The sequence below is a fragment of the Mycobacterium gordonae genome (assembly GCF_002101675.1).
Taxonomy (GTDB): Bacteria; Actinomycetota; Actinomycetes; order Mycobacteriales; family Mycobacteriaceae; genus Mycobacterium; species Mycobacterium gordonae.
The window spans coordinates 62686-77965 of the sequence record NZ_LQOY01000151.1; the positions used below are offsets into that span (position 1 = coordinate 62686).

Consider the following 15280-nt stretch of genomic DNA (forward strand, 5'->3'; position numbering starts at 1 on the left):
TACCTGGCAATGTTTCAGTGGGTGAAATTCGGCCCGGCACTCGCAGCGACGGCTGTTGCCGTGACGCTGTGCGGTGCGGCCTGCGGCAGCGACGACAACCGCGGTGCCTCGACAGCAAGCCAGGCACTGGGCGGCGGTGGCTCGTGCCGCGGCAAGAACGCATTGACCGCCGAGGGTTCGACAGCCCAGCAGATCGCGATGGCGCTGTTCAACCATGTGTGGGGGCAGCTGTGCCCGGGGAAGACGCTCTCGTACAACGCCACGGGGTCCGGCGCCGGACGCGAACAGTTCATCGCCGGCCACGTCGACTTCGCCGGGTCGGATTCACCGCTGGTCGCTTCCCAGATCGGCCCGGCGGCACAACGGTGCAACGGAAACGCGGCCTGGGATCTGCCGTTGGTGTTCGGGTCGATCGCGTTGGTGTACAACGTGCCCGGCATTCCGAAACTGGCTCTCGACGCCGACGCGCTCGCGAAGATTTTCAGCGGCGGCATCCGCACGTGGGACGACCCGATCCTGGTCGCGCTCAATCCGGGTGTGGCGTTGCCCCAGACCACGATCACACCGATCTACCGCAAGGACTCCTCGGGCACCACCGACAACTTTCAGAAGTATCTGGCCACCGCCGCGCCGCAAAGCTGGACCCGGGGTGTGGGAACCGAGTTTCAGGGCGGGGTGGGTGAGGGTGCGCCCCGGTCGGCCGGCGTGGTGGAGGCGGTGCGGGCCACGCCCGGTGCGATCGGATATGTCGAGAAGGGTTTCGCCGATCGCGCCGGGGTGCCGTTCGCGCAGATCGACACCGGCAACGGCGTCGTCGCGCTGACCGACGAAACGGCCCGCAACGCCGTCAACGCCGTGACCTTTGCGGCCCGCGGCAATGATCTGGTGCTGGAGCTGGGCTCGATGTACGCGACCCGGGAACCGACTTCATACCCGTTGATCCTGGCGACCTACGAAATCGTGTGCTCCAAGGGTTATGACCTAGACACCGCCGCAGGGGTGAAGGCGTTCCTCCGCACTGCCGTCGACAAGGGCCAGGCCGTGCTCGCCTCCGCCGGGTACGTCCCGCTGCCGGATAAGGTCAAAGAGCGTCTGATCGCCGCGATCGACGCAGTGCAGTAACCGCACGGAGAACTTCGACGGGATCAACAGTGACGACGCCAACCCCATCCGATGCGGGTTCGGGTGAAGTCGTCGCCGCGCCGTTTGCGGCACCGGCTGTCGTCCCGATCAGTCCATGGGGATACGGAAGGCCGCCGCTGGCGGACCGCTTCTTTCGTCGGCTCTCCGAAGGGGCCGGCCTGCTGGTCGTGGCCGTCATCGCCGGCGTCGGCGGGTTTCTGTTGTGGCACGCCCTGCCGGCGTTGAGCCGCAATCGGGAGAATTTTCTCACTTATCGCGGCAACTGGGTCACCTCCGACCCGTCGGCCCTGCGGTTCGGCATCGTGGAACAGCTGCACGTGACCGTGTTCGTGTCGGTGTTCGCGCTGGTCCTGGCGATGCCGGTGGCACTGGGTGTGGCGATCTACCTCACCCAGTACGCGCCGCGCGGACTGGCCGCGCCGCTGTCGTACTCCGTCGAGCTGCTGGCGGCGGTGCCCTCGATCATCTACGGCGTCTGGGGCCTGCACGTGTTGGCGCCCCAGTTGCGGCCGGTGGCCGCCTGGCTCAACGCGCACCTCGGGCGGGTCTTCCTGTTCTCCACCGGCAACGCGTCAGTGGCCGGTGGCGGCACCATCTTCACTGCCGGTATCGTCCTCGCGGTGATGATCCTGCCGATCATCATCGCCGTCACCCGCGAGGTGTTCGCCCAGACGCCGCAGGACGAGATCGAGGCCGCGCTCGCCCTGGGAGCGACCCGCTGGGAAGTGGTCAAGACGACGGTGATGCCGTTCGGGCGTTCGGGATTCATCAGCGCCGCGATGCTCGGGTTGGGGCAGGCCCTGGGTGAAACGGTCGCGCTGCTGATCATCCTGCGGGGCACGCAGGCGGATTTCAGCTGGTCGCTGTTCGACGGCGGATCAACCTTCGCCACCAAGATCGCCGCCGCCGCGCCCGAGTTCGACAACCAGTACAAGGCGGGCGCCTACCTCGCGGCGGGCTTGGTGCTCTTCCTGCTCACCTTCGTGGTCAATGCCCTGGCGCGGACCGCGGTGGCCGGATCCCGAGCCGGAAGGACGCGGTCTTGACTTCGACGTTGGACCGCCCCCTGAAATGGCGGACTCTCGGGGGGCGCGGATGGCGTCGTCGCATCGCCGACATCGTCGCCACCATGCTGGTGACACTGGCGATGCTGGTCGCGCTGGCGCCGCTGCTCTGGTTGCTGGGCTCGGTAGCGGTCAACGGATTCAGGGCGCTGATGTCGACCACCTGGTGGACGCACTCGCAGGCGGGTACCACAGCGCTCAATGCAGGTGGTGGTGCTTACCACGCCATCGTCGGCACGCTGCTGCTGGGATTGGCGTGCGCGGCGATCTCCATCCCGATCGGGGTTCTGGTGGGCATCTACCTGGTGGAATACGGCGGACGCAGCCCGCTGGCGCGGCTGGTCACGTTCACCGTGGATATCCTGGCGGGAGTGCCCTCGATCATCGCCGCGTTGTTCATTTACGCGGTGTGGGTGGCCGCGTTGGGTCTGCCCCGATCCCAGTTCGCGGTGTCGTTGGCGTTGGTGCTGATGATGCTGCCGGTGATTGCCCGGGCGACCGAAGAGATGCTGCGGATAGTTCCGATGGACCTTCGGGAGGCCAGTTACGCACTCGGCATACCGAAGTGGAAAACCATTGCCAGGGTGGTGCTGCCGACCAGCCGGGCCGGGATTCTCACGGGAATTCTGCTGGCGTTGGCCCGGGTGTTGGGCGAGACATCGCCGCTGCTCATCCTGGTCGGCTATGCACGCACTATGAACTTCGACATGTTCAGTGGGTTCATGGGCTCATTGCCCGGCATGATGTATGACCAGACGTCCGCCGGCGCCGGCCCCGTTCCCACGGAGCGGATGTGGGGCGCCGCGCTTACTCTGATCTTGCTGATTGCCATCATCAATATCGGGGCCAGGGTGGTCGCTAAGACCCTCGCCACCAAGAAGACTTAGCCAGGAGCTGTATCAGTTGGCCAAACGGTTGGACCTCAAAGAGGTCAACATCTACTACGGGTCGTTCCACGCGGTCGCCGACGTCACCCTGTCGGTGCTGCCGCGCAGCGTGACGGCCTTCATCGGGCCGTCCGGCTGCGGCAAGACCACGGTGCTGCGCACCTTGAACCGGATGCATGAGGTGGTCCCCGGTGGCAGGGTCGAAGGCAGTGTGCTGCTCGACGATGAAGACATCTATGGCACGCGCATTGACCCCGTCGGCGTGCGCAGGGCGATCGGCATGGTGTTTCAGCGGCCAAACCCCTTCCCCGCCATGTCGATTCGCGACAATGTGGTGGCCGGCCTCAAGTTGCAGGGAGTACGCAACCGTAAGGTGCTCGACGAGACCACCGAGCAGTCGTTGCGTGGCGCCAACCTCTGGGACGAGGTCAAAGACCGCCTGGACAAGCCCGGCGGCGGTCTGTCCGGTGGCCAGCAGCAGCGACTGTGTATCGCGCGCGCCATCGCGGTGCAGCCCGACGTGCTGTTGATGGACGAGCCGTGCTCGGCGCTGGACCCCATCTCGACGATGGCGATCGAGGACCTGATCAGCGAATTGAAGCAGGATTACACCATCGTCATCGTCACGCACAACATGCAGCAGGCGGCGCGGGTGAGTGATCAGACGGCGTTCTTCAACTTGGAGGCTGTCGGCAAGCCTGGGCGCCTGATCGAGATCGACGACACCGAGAAGATTTTCTCCAACCCTAGCCAGAAATCGACCGAGGACTACATCTCCGGCCGCTTCGGCTAGTCGCCGCGCCCAGCATGAAGAATTGATGCGGAAGTCCGAGTGGAGCCCTGCAGATCTTCAGGCTCGGTGTGGCTTCGGCCGGGCGCTCACCGTAGGCAGCCTCAGTGTGAGGTAGGGCTGGGCTCGCCCTCGGGGAACTTGCCTGTCGCCTGGAAAATGACCCGGCGGGCCACCTCGACGGCGTGGTCGGCGAAGCGTTCGTAGAACCGTCCCAGCAGCGTGACGTCGACGGCCGCGGCGACCCCGTACTTCCACTCCCGGTCCATCAACACGCTGAACAGGTGCCGGTGCAGGTCGTCCATCGCGTCGTCTTCTTCGCGGATCCGCGCCGCCTTCTCCGGGTCGCGGGACAACAGCACCTCTTGCGCGCTGTTGCCCAATTCGACTGCGATATGCCCCATTTCGGCGAAGTAGCCGTTGACCTCTTCGGGCAGCGCGTGCTGCGGGTGCCGGCGCCGCGCGATCTTGGCGACATGCAGGGCCAGGGCCCCCATTCGGTCAATGTCAGCGACGATCTGAATCGCGCTGACGATCGACCTCAGGTCGCCGGCTACCGGCGCCTGCAGCGCCAACAGGACGAAGGCGCTTTCTTCGGCCTGGGCGCTGAGCGCCGATATCCTCTCGTGGTCGGTGATGACCTGCTCGGCCAGCACCAGATCGGCCTGCAACAAGGCTTGGGTAGCCCGCTCCATCGCCATCCCGGCCAGCCCGCACATCTCGCCGAGTCGCTCGGATAAATCCGCGAGCTGCTCATGGTAGGCGGTTCTCATGTGTAAAGCCTACGTTCTGCACATGGCCAATGGCGCGCAGCGGCACGTCCTGTTCGCGAACCTTAACGGGCTATTCGCAGGTGGTGTCCGCGGCATTGGTGACGGTCAGGTCCTCTGGCAGCCTGGTCGGCGGGCTGCTGGTGTTCCGGCTGATCTGCATGCTCACCGAGGAGCCGCTGGGCGGCGGTGAGGTCACCGCGCTGAAGTCCGGGCCGAGAACCACCTGGACCACCGAGCCGATGCCGGTGACCCGCTCGACTTTCGCATTGCCGAACACCGCGGACACCGTGGCGGCCGCTTGCTCATTGCCGGGGGAGAAGAAGACGGTGGTGGTCTTCAGCGAGCTCGGGTAGTCGTCCGGCGTCATCACGTTGAAGCCATTGCGCTTCAGTTGACTCGCGGCGGTCGCCGCCAACCCCTCGGTGCCGGTCCCGTTGGACACCTGGACCGTGACCTCTTGCGGCGAGGTGGTCGTCACCTGCTCACGGTGGGTGTCATTGGCGGGCGCCGGCTGGGGCGGGGATGGCTTCTTGGAGCTGGGGGTCGAACCCGAGGTGCCCGTTCCGGAGGTCTGCGAGGTGCCCAGGCTTTGCGCGTTCTGGTCGTTTTCCTTGGGCAGCGGGTCGTCGTTGATGATCGCGGTGAACAGCGCCTTCATGTCCGCGGTTCGCGGAGGCTCGTTGCCGTCCTGGTCCGTGATGCCGGTGGGCACGGTGACGAACGTGACGTGCCCGGCCGCCATGTGCTGCAGGGAGCGGCCCAGTTCAACCAGGTCTCTGGTCTTCACGTTGTCCACGTAACTGTTGCCGATGAACATGTTGACGACGTTGTTGAGCTTGTTGAGGTTCATCAACGTGTCTTCGGAGATCATCGTCCGCAGCAGCGAGGACAGGAACAGCTGCTGACGCTTGATGCGGCCGTAGTCGCCGTTGCTCTCAGTGGTGACCTGCCGCGCGCGTACGTAGTTCAGCGCCGTCGGCCCGTCGATTACCTGGCGTCCGGCGTGGGCGAGCACCGTGCCCAGTTCGTAATCCTTCAACGGCGTGGTGCTGCACACCTCCACGCCGCCGAGGGCCTCGACCATACGTCCGAAGCCGACGAAGTCGATGGCGATGAATCGGTTGACGCTCAAGCCGGACAGCTTCTGGATGACCTTCACCAGACACTTGGGCCCACCGAAGGAGAACGCCGAGTTCAGCTTGGTCTCGGTGTAGACCATGCGGGGGCCGGTCTTGCCGGTCTTGGGGTCGTAGATGGGCCCGTACTTGCCGTCTTCGGGATTCCAGGCCTCGCACTGGATCGGGGTGATCGCCAGGTCACGCGGGAAGGACACGGCGACCACCCGCTTGCGGTTGGCCGGAATGTTGACCAGCATCACGGTGTCCGAACGGGCGCCACCGGCGTCCTCGGTGTCACCCGCCCCGACATTGGCGTTGGCACCCAAGCGCGAGTCCATGCCGACGATCAGGAAGTTCTCGTCGCCGTACTGCGCATTCGGGTCGACGATGTCCGACGACCCGGGGTCGAGGGCGCTGACGGTGTTCAACTGATTGTTCTTCGACGAACTCCAATGCCACGCCCCGCCGGTGAGCACCAGCGAGAGCAACGCGATGACGGCCACCATGGAGCGGCCCGCGATCAGGATCGGCCGCCTGCGGGCGTGCTGTGTCGGGGCCTGGGCGCTGGAGTCGGCAGCCGGGGAAGTTCCGCGGCGCCGCTTGCGCCGCGCCGCCTTCGCAGGTTCGGCGTCCTCGGAGCCGTCCTGCGGGTAGTTGGCTGCCCCGAGATCGGGCAGTTCGGAGAGCAGTTGCAGGGAATATGCCGGAATGGGCATGACCTGTGTGTCGAGCAGGTCGTCGCGGTCAAGCAAATCCGGGGTCAACTCGGCGGGGACGACTTCCGGTTCTTCGACCACCTCCGGCTCTTCGGCGGCCTCTGCGTCGTCAGCCGCATGGTGGTGGGGGGTGGGCCGGTCCGGAAGCGTGGCGCCGAGTTTGGCGATCAGGTCCGCGACGCTCAGGACACCGTCGTTGTGGCTGCCCGCCGGGGCGTCCTGGGTTTCCGCACGGGTCCCGGGTCTGGTGAAAGGGCCCGCCGACCACCGGCTCAGCTCCTCATCGGCGGCCGGCGCCGAGAAGCGCTCCCACGGCGCGGCGCCTGGAAAAGGCTGCGAATTTGCGGTAGGGAAGTCAGCATCACCGGTGCCCGGCGCGCGCCGACGGTCACGAGTGGCGTCTTTCTCGCCGTCACTCATGTCCTATCGGCCTCCGAAAGTCACTATGCGGACGTCTCCACCACGGGGTGGTTGTTCGGGCACAACGCGCACACGTCAACGCAGCACCGCCCATTCGGCGCCGCGAAACTGCATTAAGGCTCATATCGTACTGATTTATCGGCTGAGACGCGATTTCGAGAGTGTCTCGGTTCAGCCACCCGCCCTTGCGGGTCAGCCGCCCGAGTGCATGACGTCGGCACCTTCGGGCACCCGGCAGTCGTCGGGATCGTCGAGCCAGCCGTCGGGAAGAGACACTCGCGCCGGCGAACCCTGACGCCCGCGCGGGCCGTTGCCGGCCTCCGGGAACGGTACGTCGCGATCCAATTGGTTGAGCAGCCCGTCGAGTTCGTCGAGCGTCTTGACCAGCGCCAGTGCGCGCCGCAAGTCCGATCCTGCCGGGAAGCCGTGCAGGTACCAGGCGACGTGCTTGCGGATGTCGCGCATCCCCTTGTCCTCGCCGAAGTGGGCTGCCAGCAGAGCGCCGTGCCGTCGGACGATGTCCGCGACCTCGCCCAGACGCGGCGGCGTCGGTGTGGGTCTGCCGGTGAACGCGGCCGACAACTCGGCGAACAGCCAGGGCCGGCCCAGGCAGCCTCGGCCGATCACCACGCCGTCGCATCCGGTGGCGGCCATCATGGCCAGCGCGTCGCTGGCGTCGTAGATGTCGCCGTTGCCCAGCACCGGAATCGTGCGCACCTGCTGCTTGAGCAGGGCGATCTGGTCCCAGTCGGCCGTTCCCGAATACCGCTGCGCGGCCGTGCGGGCGTGCAGCGCGACGGCCGCGGCGCCCTCGGACTCGGCGATTCGTCCGGCGTCGAGATGAGTGTGGTGCTCGTCGTCGATGCCGATGCGGAACTTCACCGTCACCGGGATGTCGGTGCCGGCGGTGGCGCGTACCGCGGCGGCGACGATCTGGCCGAACAGCCGCCGCTTGTAGGGCAACGCCGCTCCGCCACCGCGCCTGGTCACCTTGGGCACCGGGCAACCGAAATTCATGTCGATGTGGTCGGCCAGGTCCTCGTCGGCGATCATCTTGGCGGCGGCGAACGTGGTCTCCGGGTCGACGGCGTAGAGCTGCAGCGAGCGTGGCGATTCGTCCGGGGCGAACGTCGTCATGTGCATGGTGACCGGATGGCGCTCGACGAGCGCACGCGCGGTCACCATCTCGCAGACGTACAGTCCGCTGACCGTGCCTACCTTCGACTGCTCGAGCTCACGGCACAGCGACCGGAATGCGACATTCGTCACACCGGCCATGGGCGCCAGCACGACGGGGCTGGCCAGCTCGATGGTGCCGATGCGCAATGGGCGTTACCGCCCGCTCAGCGTCAGCTTGCCCGCGGTCTCATGCAGTTCCAGCGCGGTGGTCTTCTTGCCGGTGCGCAGTTCGCGGTCGAGTTGGCGCTGCTTGGACACCTCGAACTTGTCGCAGGATGCTTCCAGTTCCTTGATGAGCACGCCCAGGTCGTCGCGAAGCGCGGCGGCTTCCCCGGTGAAGTCCTCGCGCTCGAAGATGCGCCACTTCTTGAGCACCGGCAGGACGACGTCGTCGAGGTGAATCCGCGGGTCGTAGACCCCGCCGACGGCAATGAGCACTGCCTTGCGGCGGAACTCGGGCACCTGGTAACCGGGCATCTGGAAGTTGCGCAGGATCTTGTGCAGGGACTTCATCGCCTGGTTGGGTGCGATCTCGAACCCGGCCTCGCTGACGTCGCGGTAGAAGATCATGTGCAGGTTCTCGTCGGCTGAGATCTTGGCCAGCATCTGGTCGGCAATCGGCTCGTCACAAGCCTTACCGGTGTTGCGGTGCGAGATCCGGGTGGCCAGCTCCTGGAAGGTGACGTAAATGACCGAGTCGAACAGGCTCTCGGCGAACAGGTCGTCGCGGACCTGGTGGTTCTGGCCCGGGCTGAACCCCCGGTTCACCACCTCCATGCGCAGCTTCTCCAGCTCATAGGGGTCGACCGCGCGGGTCACCACCAGGTAGTCGCGCAGCGCGATCCCGTGCCGGTTCTCCTCGGCGGTCCAGCGGTTGACCCACTGGCCCCAGGCCCCGTCCAGGCCGAAGTTCATCGTGATCTCGCGGTGGTACGACGGCAGATTGTCTTCGGTCATCAGGTTTTGCACCATCGCCACCTGGGCGATGTCGGACAGCTTGGACTGTCCGGGCTCCCAGTCCTGTCCACCGAGCGCGTAGAAGTTCTTCCCGTCCGACCACGGGATGTAGTCGTGCGGATTCCAGTCTTTGTGCATGCTCTCGTGCCGGTTCAGGTACTTCTCCACCATCGGCTCGAGTTCCTGTAGCAGCTGCAGATTGGTCAGCTCGCCTGACATGGCAACTCCAGTTATCTGTGTCTGTTGGTTGCAGTCAATATATCTGTGTCCGTCAGTAGCATTCAAGTTTGCCGGCGGTGTGGCGCATCACGGTGCGGTCAAGGTTGATCTGCTACTTCGAGAAGGGTGCCCGAGGTCGGGCGCTGTTAATCGTGCGGCGCGGCGGCGACCGCGATACCGCTCGGGCCCTGCTCGACGTAGGTGGCGGCGGTGCCCAGCAGCATGCCGACGCAGTAGTCGATGAACTGCTGGCGAGTGGCGCCCAGCTGGCCGTTGAGGTAGGCGGTGAACAGGGCGGTCAGTGCGCCGATCAAGCTGGTCGCGACCAATTTCTGAGTCACCGGATCGACGATCCGGGAGAGCTTGTGCTGCAGCAGGTCGATGAAGTTTGGCATCCACTCCGCCCCGGAGCGGGTCAGCACCGGCTCTACGGCCGGCGCCAGCAACAGCACGCGCCCGCGCACCGGGTCGTCGACCATCAGCGCCACGAATTGCTCGACGGCCTCCCGAGCCGTCTTGGCTGAGGTCAGCGTCGCCATCGCGCGAGTGCAGACATCGTCGTAGACCGCGCGAACGAAGTGCTCGCGATCGGTGAAGCTCTCGTAGAAGTACCGCTCGGTCAGATTCGCCTGACGGCAGACGGCGCGCACCGTGAGCGCGGGACCGCCTTCACTGCCGAGAAGTTGGACGCCAGCGGCGACCAGTGTGTCCCGGCGCAACGCGTTGCGGTCTTCCAAGGGGACGCCCGACCAGCGTCCCCGTCGTTGACCCGCCTGCACTTCGCTCCTAGAATCGATTTTGACAACGCGTGTAGTCAGATTTCTGACAGCTGAGGAAAATCCAGTGACTCAAGATACTTCTGCGGCCTGCCCCGTGACCAGCGCCGACGACCCTGCCTCCGGCGCGCCGGAGGCGGAGCACGGCGTGGCCGTCGGGTGCCCGGTCTCCGGGCCGGGCTATGAGGCGCCGCCGACGCCACTTGGGCCCGGCTCGTTGACGTGGAAATACTTCGGCGACTGGAGAGGGATGTTGCAGGGGCCCTTCGCGGGTTCCATGCAGAACATGCATCCCCAGTTGGGCGCCGCCGTCAAAGACCACTCGACCTTCCTCCGGGAGCCCCTGCCGCGGGTGATGCGGTCGCTGTACCCGATCGGCGGCGTCGTCTTCGACGGCGACCGTGCGCCGGCCACGGGTGCCGAGGTACGCGACTATCACATCAACATCAAGGGCGTCGACGATCAGGGTCGGCGCTACCACGCGCTCAATCCCGACGTCTTCTACTGGGCGCACTCGACGTTCTTCGTCGGCACGCTCCATGTGGCCGAATGGTTCTGCGGCGGCCTGACCGAAGCCGAGAAGCGGCAGCTGTTCGACGAACACGTCCAGTGGTACCGGATGTACGGCATGAGTATGCGGCCGGTGCCCAACACCTGGGAAGAATTCCAGGTTTACTGGGACCACATGTGCCGCAACGTCTTAGAGGACAACTTCGCGACTCGGGCCGTCCTCGATCTGACCAAATATGACAAGCCGCCGATCGCCCCGTGGCTGCCGGACTGGTTGTGGGCGGGCCTGACGAAGTTGTCCGCGCCGTTCTTTCTCTGGCTGACCGTGGGGCTGTACCACCCGGCCGTCCGGGAACGGCTGGGTTACAAGTGGTCAGGCCGCGACGAGTGGCTGCACCGGCGCTTCGGCAACCTGGTCCGGGTGGTTTTCGCCTTCGTGCCGCCCAGGTACCGCAAGCATCCGCGGGCGCGCGCCGGTCTGGATCGCGCGTCCGGGCGCATCCCGGCCGATGCGCCACTGCCGCAGACGCCGGCGCGCAACCTGCCCCCACTGGACGAGCGGGGCGATCCGAAGCACTACTGCCCAGTGATGTGAGGGCTCAGTGCGTGTGGCTGTGTACCTCTTCCAGGCCGGACTGGTGCACGTGCTGGTGAGTGTGTTCGGTGCCGTCGTTGTGTGAGTGGGTGTGCTCGTGCGCGACGTGCTCGTGGTCGTGGGTGGTGTGGGCGTGGCTGTGCTGAACGTCCCCGTGCTGATGTTCGTGGGCGTGCGCCTCATCGTGGGTGTGCTCCGACATTTTCCTTCTCCTTATCTTGAAAAGTGTTGTGAGGCCTAGCTTTTAATTGCCTTCACGGCGCTGTCCCCGCGATGGTGACCCGGGACGCCCGGGCCGGCGTGCTCGGCGTTGTAGACGGCGTCGATGACGAGCTGGCGCACGTGGTCGTTCTCCAGGCTGTAGAAGATGGTGGTGCCGTCGCGGCGGGTGCGCACCAGGCGTGCCATGCGCAACTTCGCCAGGTGTTGGGAGACCGACGGCGCCGGCTTGCCCACATGCTCGGCGAGTTCGTTGACCGACATCTCGTGCTTGGCCAGCGACCACAACACCTGCACCCGGGTGGCGTCGGCCAGCATGCGGAAAACTTCGACCACCAGTCCAACCTGGTCGTCCGGCAATCGCCGAGGTCTGTTATCTGCATGCATACGTAGATAATAGCGCAGCGCGGGCGACGGCGCATCGCACCGGCGCGTTCGTCAGCCGGCCGGCACGACGGTCGCCTGGCGCTGTCCGCCGTTGCGTTCCCGCCAGGACCGGTAGACATCCACGGCTGCGGTTCTGATGTCGGGGCGGGATTCTTCGCGCATCGGGAGCCGGCGCGCCTGCCAGTCCTTGGCGAATTCGTCGTAGAACGTGGCGAGCTCGAAGTACTTGCGGTCGTCGACGTAATACGGTTCGTAGGCGTCGCGCGAGGTCAGGAACACGACCTCGTCGGGGGAGCAGTAGTACAGCGACCCCAGGCACATCGGACAAGGATGGGCCAGCACATAGATGGTCGTGCCGACCAGGTGCTCGGTGCCGAGCGCGGTGCAGGCCGCGCGAATCGCGAGGATCTCCGCGTGCGCCGTCGGATCCTTCGTCTGCGCCACCATGTTGGCGCTTTCGGCGAGGACCCGGCCGTCTTTGGCGATGACGGTCGCGAACGGCCGGCCCCCCGCGGCGACGTTCTGACGTGCGAGGTCGATGGTTCGCTGGGCGAAGTCGGTCACACCCGCAGGGTAGCCCCGCAGAATCATTGGCGGTTCTGTGATAGTAACTAGGTTATCTATATTTTCTGACGTCGAGGGAGTGCAATGGTGCGTACCGATCGGGATCGCTGGGACCTTGCGACGAGCGTCGGTGCGACGGCAACGATGGTCGCCGCCCAACGGGCGCTGGCTTCGGATCCCGAATACGCGCTGATCGACGATCCGTTCGCGGCGCCGCTGGTGCGCGCGGTCGGTATCGACGTCTACACCCGTCTGGTAAACGGACAGATCCCGGTAGAGGACGACTCCGAGTTCGACCCGCAGCGGATGGCTCGGGGCATGGCCTGCCGAACCAGGTTCTATGACGAGTTCTTCCTGGGCGCGACCCGCGGCGGGATCGGGCAGGTGGTGATTCTGGCGTCAGGCCTGGATGCGCGTGCCTACCGCCTGCCGTGGCCGGCCGGCACCGTCGTTTACGAGGTCGACATGCCCGAGGTGATCGAGTTCAAGACGCTGACGCTGAGCGATCTGGGCGCCGAGCCGACCGCCGAGCGCCGGACCGTCGCCATCGACCTGCGAGACGACTGGGCCACGGCGTTGCGGGCGGCCGGGTTCGACGCTGAGGCACCGTCGGCCTGGAGCGCGGAGGGCTTGCTGGTTTATCTGCCGGACGACGCCCAGGACGCGTTGTTCGACAACATCACCGCGCTGAGCGCACCCGGCAGCCGGCTAGCGTTCGAGTTCGTCCCGGACACCCGGGTCTTCCAGGACGAGCGGTGGCGCGCACACCACGAAAAGATGGCTGCACTCGGGTTCGAACTCGACTTCAACGACCTCGTCTACCACGCCGAGCGCAGCCACCTCCTGGACCACCTCACCGGTACCGGCTGGCAGACCACGCCTCGCACGACCGCCGAACTGCACGCGGCCAACGGGTTCGACTACCCCGATGACGAGCTGGCAGAAGCGTTCGCGGACATCACCTACACCAGCGCGGTGTTCAAGCCCTAGCTGGGCTGGCTGCGGAGCAGCTCGTCCTTCAGCCGGGTGGTGAGCATGTCCTGGAACACCGTCTGCGCCGGCGCGTACAGGTCGCGGTAGGTCGAGACGAGCGCGTCGCGGTTGTACTCCGGGATGGCGCCGGTGGGCGGTGTCCAGAAGCTGTCGATGTCCATCAGGAAGAACTGCCCGGTCTGCGCGGGCGTGACCCGACGCAGGTGATAGCTGGGGTCGAGCGCCTGACCGACACCCGGTCCGTAACGCACGATGAGCGACTTGCCTGGCTGGGCTTCGCGGTAGACGGCGGCGCCCTGCCACTCGGTCAGCGTCAGTCCGCCCGGGGCCAGGCGTTGTGGTCCGAGCAGGCTTTCGTCGATCCAGTTGGTCCACTCGATCCGGCCGTCGACGCCGGCGGGAACCCGGATCTCCAGGACGTAGCGCAGGCCGATGCGCTCGATGCCCACGATCGACGAGATGGCCGAACGCGCGTCGACCACCCGCATGGCGATGTCCAGGAAGGTGTCGAAATTGCTGTATGCGCTGGTTTCGACGACGATCGCCTGGTTCTTGAGCGACGCGGCGGTGGTGTTCTCACGGTTGGAGTAGCGCACGAAGCGGTCCGCGACCGGTTGCGGCGGTTGGCCGGGGGCCGTCATGCCCCACTGGACATCCTGGGCCTGGCGCTCGATCGGCAGGTCGTTGAGGAGCAGATGCTTGAGCTCGCGGCTTGCCGTCTCGGTCAGGCTGTCTGTTGCCGGGTGACGGATCTCCAGCGTCACCAGGGCTACGGGGGCGTTGGGTTGTACCTCAGCGGGATTCACGTCCGGAAGCATAGCCGCGAGCTTATCGAAGCGTGACGGCAATCACCCCAAGCGTCCCAATTCGTCCCGGGCTGCCGGCCTTGCGCGGTTGTCGCGCGGCTGGCGTCGCAGGTGGGAGCCGGTATGACCCCGATGCGGTGCCCCCAGTAGGACTCGAACCTACGACCTGCGGATTAAAAGTCCGTAGCTCTACCAACTGAGCTATAGGGGCAGCGGAGAATCACAATACTGGGTGCCGGCGGAGGGCTCGTTTGAGGATTGGGGCCGAGGTGACCTAAGCTGGCTTGGCTCCCAACGGTAATCGCGTTGGCAGTGCCCCGGAGAGATTCGGTTCTGGCCCCCTTCGTCTAGCGGCCTAGGACGCCGCCCTTTCAAGGCGGTAGCGCGGGTTCGAATCCCGTAGGGGGTACTTGCTACGCGGGCCACCCGCGGGGCACAGCAGTACAGCAAGGCCCTGTGGCGCAGTTGGTTAGCGCGCCGCCCTGTCACGGCGGAGGTCGCGGGTTCGAGTCCCGTCAGGGTCGCCAGCACGGCGAGGCACACGCTGCCTGCCGGCTTCCGGCCAGGTAGCTCAGTCGGTACGAGCGTCCGCCTGAAAAGCGGAAGGTCGGCGGTTCGATCCCGCCCCTGGCCACCAAGTATCTGTGCATTTCAGCGCCCCTTTTCGCTCTGTCTACGAACTCGTCATCACCGATTCGGACTCGGCGATGGGGCCAATATGGGGCCAAAAACGAGGTGCCGTCGCTGCCAACTCTGTATCGGATCCGTCCCCCTCGACTCTCCGCTGTCTTCGAGCGGAGCCCTACGCGACATGCGCGTGGCCAGTGGCGATTGCACTAGCACCTGCGAGGCACAATTGCGTCGTGCCCGTTCGCTGGTCAGTCGTGGCTGCCGACGACTGGGCTGTCGCTGGCCTCGAGAGCCAGGGCCAGCATCCGCACGACTGGCTCAAACATCCGTCGAGAGAGCGTACCTGGCTGTTCAAACCCGCACGGCCAGAGCGCGATCGTTCCCTCGGGGAAGACACTGTGGAGAAGCTCGGAAGCGAGATGGCTCGGCTGGTCGGAGTGCCGGCGGCCACGGTCGAACTAGTGTCCTGAGTCATTAATTCTAGTGCAGTAGTTGCCGATGCTGGCCAGGATTTGGTCGGCGGTCTTGGTCCAG

15 protein-coding genes and 4 tRNA genes are annotated in these 15280 nt (G+C 65.7%); 9 read left to right on the top strand and 10 right to left on the bottom strand.

What is annotated here, in order from left to right; genetic code table 11:
* Positions 1-21: 21 nt before the first annotated feature.
* The 4 genes from pstS to pstB are packed head-to-tail and all read left to right on the top strand — an operon-like array spanning position 22 to position 3887.
* Positions 22-1122, top strand: coding sequence for a phosphate ABC transporter substrate-binding protein PstS (pstS, locus tag AWC08_RS21025; RefSeq protein WP_244906519.1), 1101 nt, complete (start codon positions 22-24; stop codon positions 1120-1122).
* 29 nt (positions 1123-1151) lie between these two features.
* Positions 1152-2189, top strand: a complete 1038-nt coding sequence (gene pstC, locus AWC08_RS21030; protein WP_069435592.1) for a phosphate ABC transporter permease subunit PstC — start codon at positions 1152-1154, stop codon at positions 2187-2189.
* Positions 2186-3094 (top strand): phosphate ABC transporter permease PstA, encoded by a 909-nt coding sequence (pstA, locus tag AWC08_RS21035; RefSeq protein ID WP_065132369.1) that lies wholly within the window; start codon positions 2186-2188, stop codon positions 3092-3094. Before pstC ends, pstA begins: the two co-directional genes overlap by 4 nt.
* A 16-nt stretch (positions 3095-3110) precedes the next feature.
* Entirely contained in the window at positions 3111-3887 is a 777-nt protein-coding gene (gene pstB, locus AWC08_RS21040) for a phosphate ABC transporter ATP-binding protein PstB (protein ID WP_065132370.1), read from the top strand.
* A 101-nt stretch (positions 3888-3988) separates the two neighbouring features.
* Here the strand turns inward: pstB and phoU are convergent, their stop codons facing one another.
* The 5 genes from phoU to AWC08_RS21065 all read right to left on the bottom strand — a co-directional run bounded on the left by phoU (position 3989) and on the right by AWC08_RS21065 (position 10045).
* On the bottom strand, positions 3989-4657 hold the full coding sequence (gene phoU / locus AWC08_RS21045; RefSeq protein ID WP_065132371.1) for a phosphate signaling complex protein PhoU: 669 nt from the start codon (positions 4655-4657) through the stop codon (positions 3989-3991).
* A gap of 70 nt (positions 4658-4727) precedes the next feature.
* Positions 4728-6911: an LCP family protein gene (locus tag AWC08_RS21050; protein WP_069435410.1), complete on the bottom strand. Its 2184-nt coding sequence runs from the start codon at positions 6909-6911 to the stop codon at positions 4728-4730.
* A gap of 192 nt (positions 6912-7103) precedes the next feature.
* Positions 7104-8237, bottom strand: coding sequence for a tRNA dihydrouridine synthase DusB (gene dusB, locus AWC08_RS21055; protein ID WP_069435409.1), 1134 nt, complete (start codon positions 8235-8237; stop codon positions 7104-7106).
* A 6-nt stretch (positions 8238-8243) separates the two neighbouring features.
* Positions 8244-9266 carry an acyl-ACP desaturase gene (locus AWC08_RS21060; RefSeq protein ID WP_065132374.1) on the bottom strand — a complete coding sequence of 341 codons (1023 nt, stop codon included), beginning with the start codon at positions 9264-9266 and terminating at the stop codon, positions 8244-8246.
* 146 nt (positions 9267-9412) lie between these two features.
* On the bottom strand, positions 9413-10045 hold the full coding sequence (locus AWC08_RS21065) for a TetR/AcrR family transcriptional regulator (RefSeq protein WP_082986103.1): 633 nt from the start codon (positions 10043-10045) through the stop codon (positions 9413-9415).
* A gap of 64 nt (positions 10046-10109) precedes the next feature.
* Between AWC08_RS21065 and AWC08_RS21070 the strand changes: the two genes are divergently transcribed.
* Positions 10110-11147, top strand: coding sequence for an oxygenase MpaB family protein (locus AWC08_RS21070; protein ID WP_069435408.1), 1038 nt, complete (start codon positions 10110-10112; stop codon positions 11145-11147).
* Positions 11148-11151: 4 nt separating this feature from the next.
* Here the strand turns inward: AWC08_RS21070 and AWC08_RS21075 are convergent, their stop codons facing one another.
* Genes AWC08_RS21075 through AWC08_RS21085 form a run of 3 tightly spaced genes read right to left on the bottom strand, consistent with a single transcriptional unit; the run spans position 11152 to position 12317 of the window.
* Positions 11152-11349, bottom strand: coding sequence for a zinc transporter Slc39a7 (locus tag AWC08_RS21075; protein WP_065132377.1), 198 nt, complete (start codon positions 11347-11349; stop codon positions 11152-11154).
* 35 nt (positions 11350-11384) lie between these two features.
* Complete coding sequence (locus tag AWC08_RS21080) at positions 11385-11753, bottom strand: ArsR/SmtB family transcription factor (RefSeq protein WP_065132378.1); 369 nt, start codon at positions 11751-11753, stop codon at positions 11385-11387.
* 51 nt (positions 11754-11804) lie between these two features.
* A complete protein-coding gene (locus tag AWC08_RS21085; RefSeq protein WP_232008151.1) occupies positions 11805-12317 on the bottom strand; it encodes a nucleoside deaminase in 513 nt (170 codons plus the stop codon).
* Between the two features lie 84 nt (positions 12318-12401).
* Here AWC08_RS21085 and AWC08_RS21090 point away from each other — a divergent pair, with 84 nt between their 5' ends.
* Positions 12402-13307 carry an SAM-dependent methyltransferase gene (locus tag AWC08_RS21090; protein ID WP_069435493.1) on the top strand — a complete coding sequence of 302 codons (906 nt, stop codon included), beginning with the start codon at positions 12402-12404 and terminating at the stop codon, positions 13305-13307.
* On the opposite strand, the gene AWC08_RS21095 is transcribed toward AWC08_RS21090, so the two are convergent.
* Positions 13304-14128 carry a TIGR04255 family protein gene (locus tag AWC08_RS21095; RefSeq protein WP_065132381.1) on the bottom strand — a complete coding sequence of 275 codons (825 nt, stop codon included), beginning with the start codon at positions 14126-14128 and terminating at the stop codon, positions 13304-13306. The two genes, AWC08_RS21090 and AWC08_RS21095, sit on opposite strands and share 4 nt — an antisense overlap.
* A 126-nt stretch (positions 14129-14254) precedes the next feature.
* Positions 14255-14327 (bottom strand) — tRNA-Lys (locus AWC08_RS21100).
* 125 nt (positions 14328-14452) lie between these two features.
* Between AWC08_RS21100 and AWC08_RS21105 the strand changes: the two genes are divergently transcribed.
* The 3 genes from AWC08_RS21105 (at position 14453) to AWC08_RS21115 (ending at position 14753) form a co-directional block, all read left to right on the top strand.
* Positions 14453-14525: transfer RNA gene (locus AWC08_RS21105), tRNA-Glu, on the top strand.
* A gap of 41 nt (positions 14526-14566) precedes the next feature.
* Positions 14567-14643 (top strand) — tRNA-Asp (locus AWC08_RS21110).
* A 33-nt stretch (positions 14644-14676) separates the two neighbouring features.
* Positions 14677-14753, top strand: a tRNA-Phe gene (locus tag AWC08_RS21115).
* The last annotated feature ends 527 nt before the right edge of the window (positions 14754-15280 follow it).

What these genes read in the sequence shown, in the direction of transcription:
- AWC08_RS21075 (WP_065132377.1), bottom strand. Translation starts at nt 11,349, where the DNA reads ATGTCGGAGCACACCCACGATGAGGCGCACGCCCACGAACATCAGCAC.
- phoU (WP_065132371.1), bottom strand. Translation starts at nt 4,657, where the DNA reads ATGAGAACCGCCTACCATGAGCAGCTCGCGGATTTATCCGAGCGACTC.
- AWC08_RS21050 (WP_069435410.1), bottom strand. Translation starts at nt 6,911, where the DNA reads ATGAGTGACGGCGAGAAAGACGCCACTCGTGACCGTCGGCGCGCGCCG.
- AWC08_RS21090 (WP_069435493.1), top strand. Translation starts at nt 12,402, where the DNA reads ATGGTGCGTACCGATCGGGATCGCTGGGACCTTGCGACGAGCGTCGGT.
- AWC08_RS21080 (WP_065132378.1), bottom strand. Translation starts at nt 11,753, where the DNA reads ATGCATGCAGATAACAGACCTCGGCGATTGCCGGACGACCAGGTTGGA.
- AWC08_RS21095 (WP_065132381.1), bottom strand. Translation starts at nt 14,128, where the DNA reads ATGCTTCCGGACGTGAATCCCGCTGAGGTACAACCCAACGCCCCCGTA.
- AWC08_RS21060 (WP_065132374.1), bottom strand. Translation starts at nt 9,266, where the DNA reads ATGTCAGGCGAGCTGACCAATCTGCAGCTGCTACAGGAACTCGAGCCG.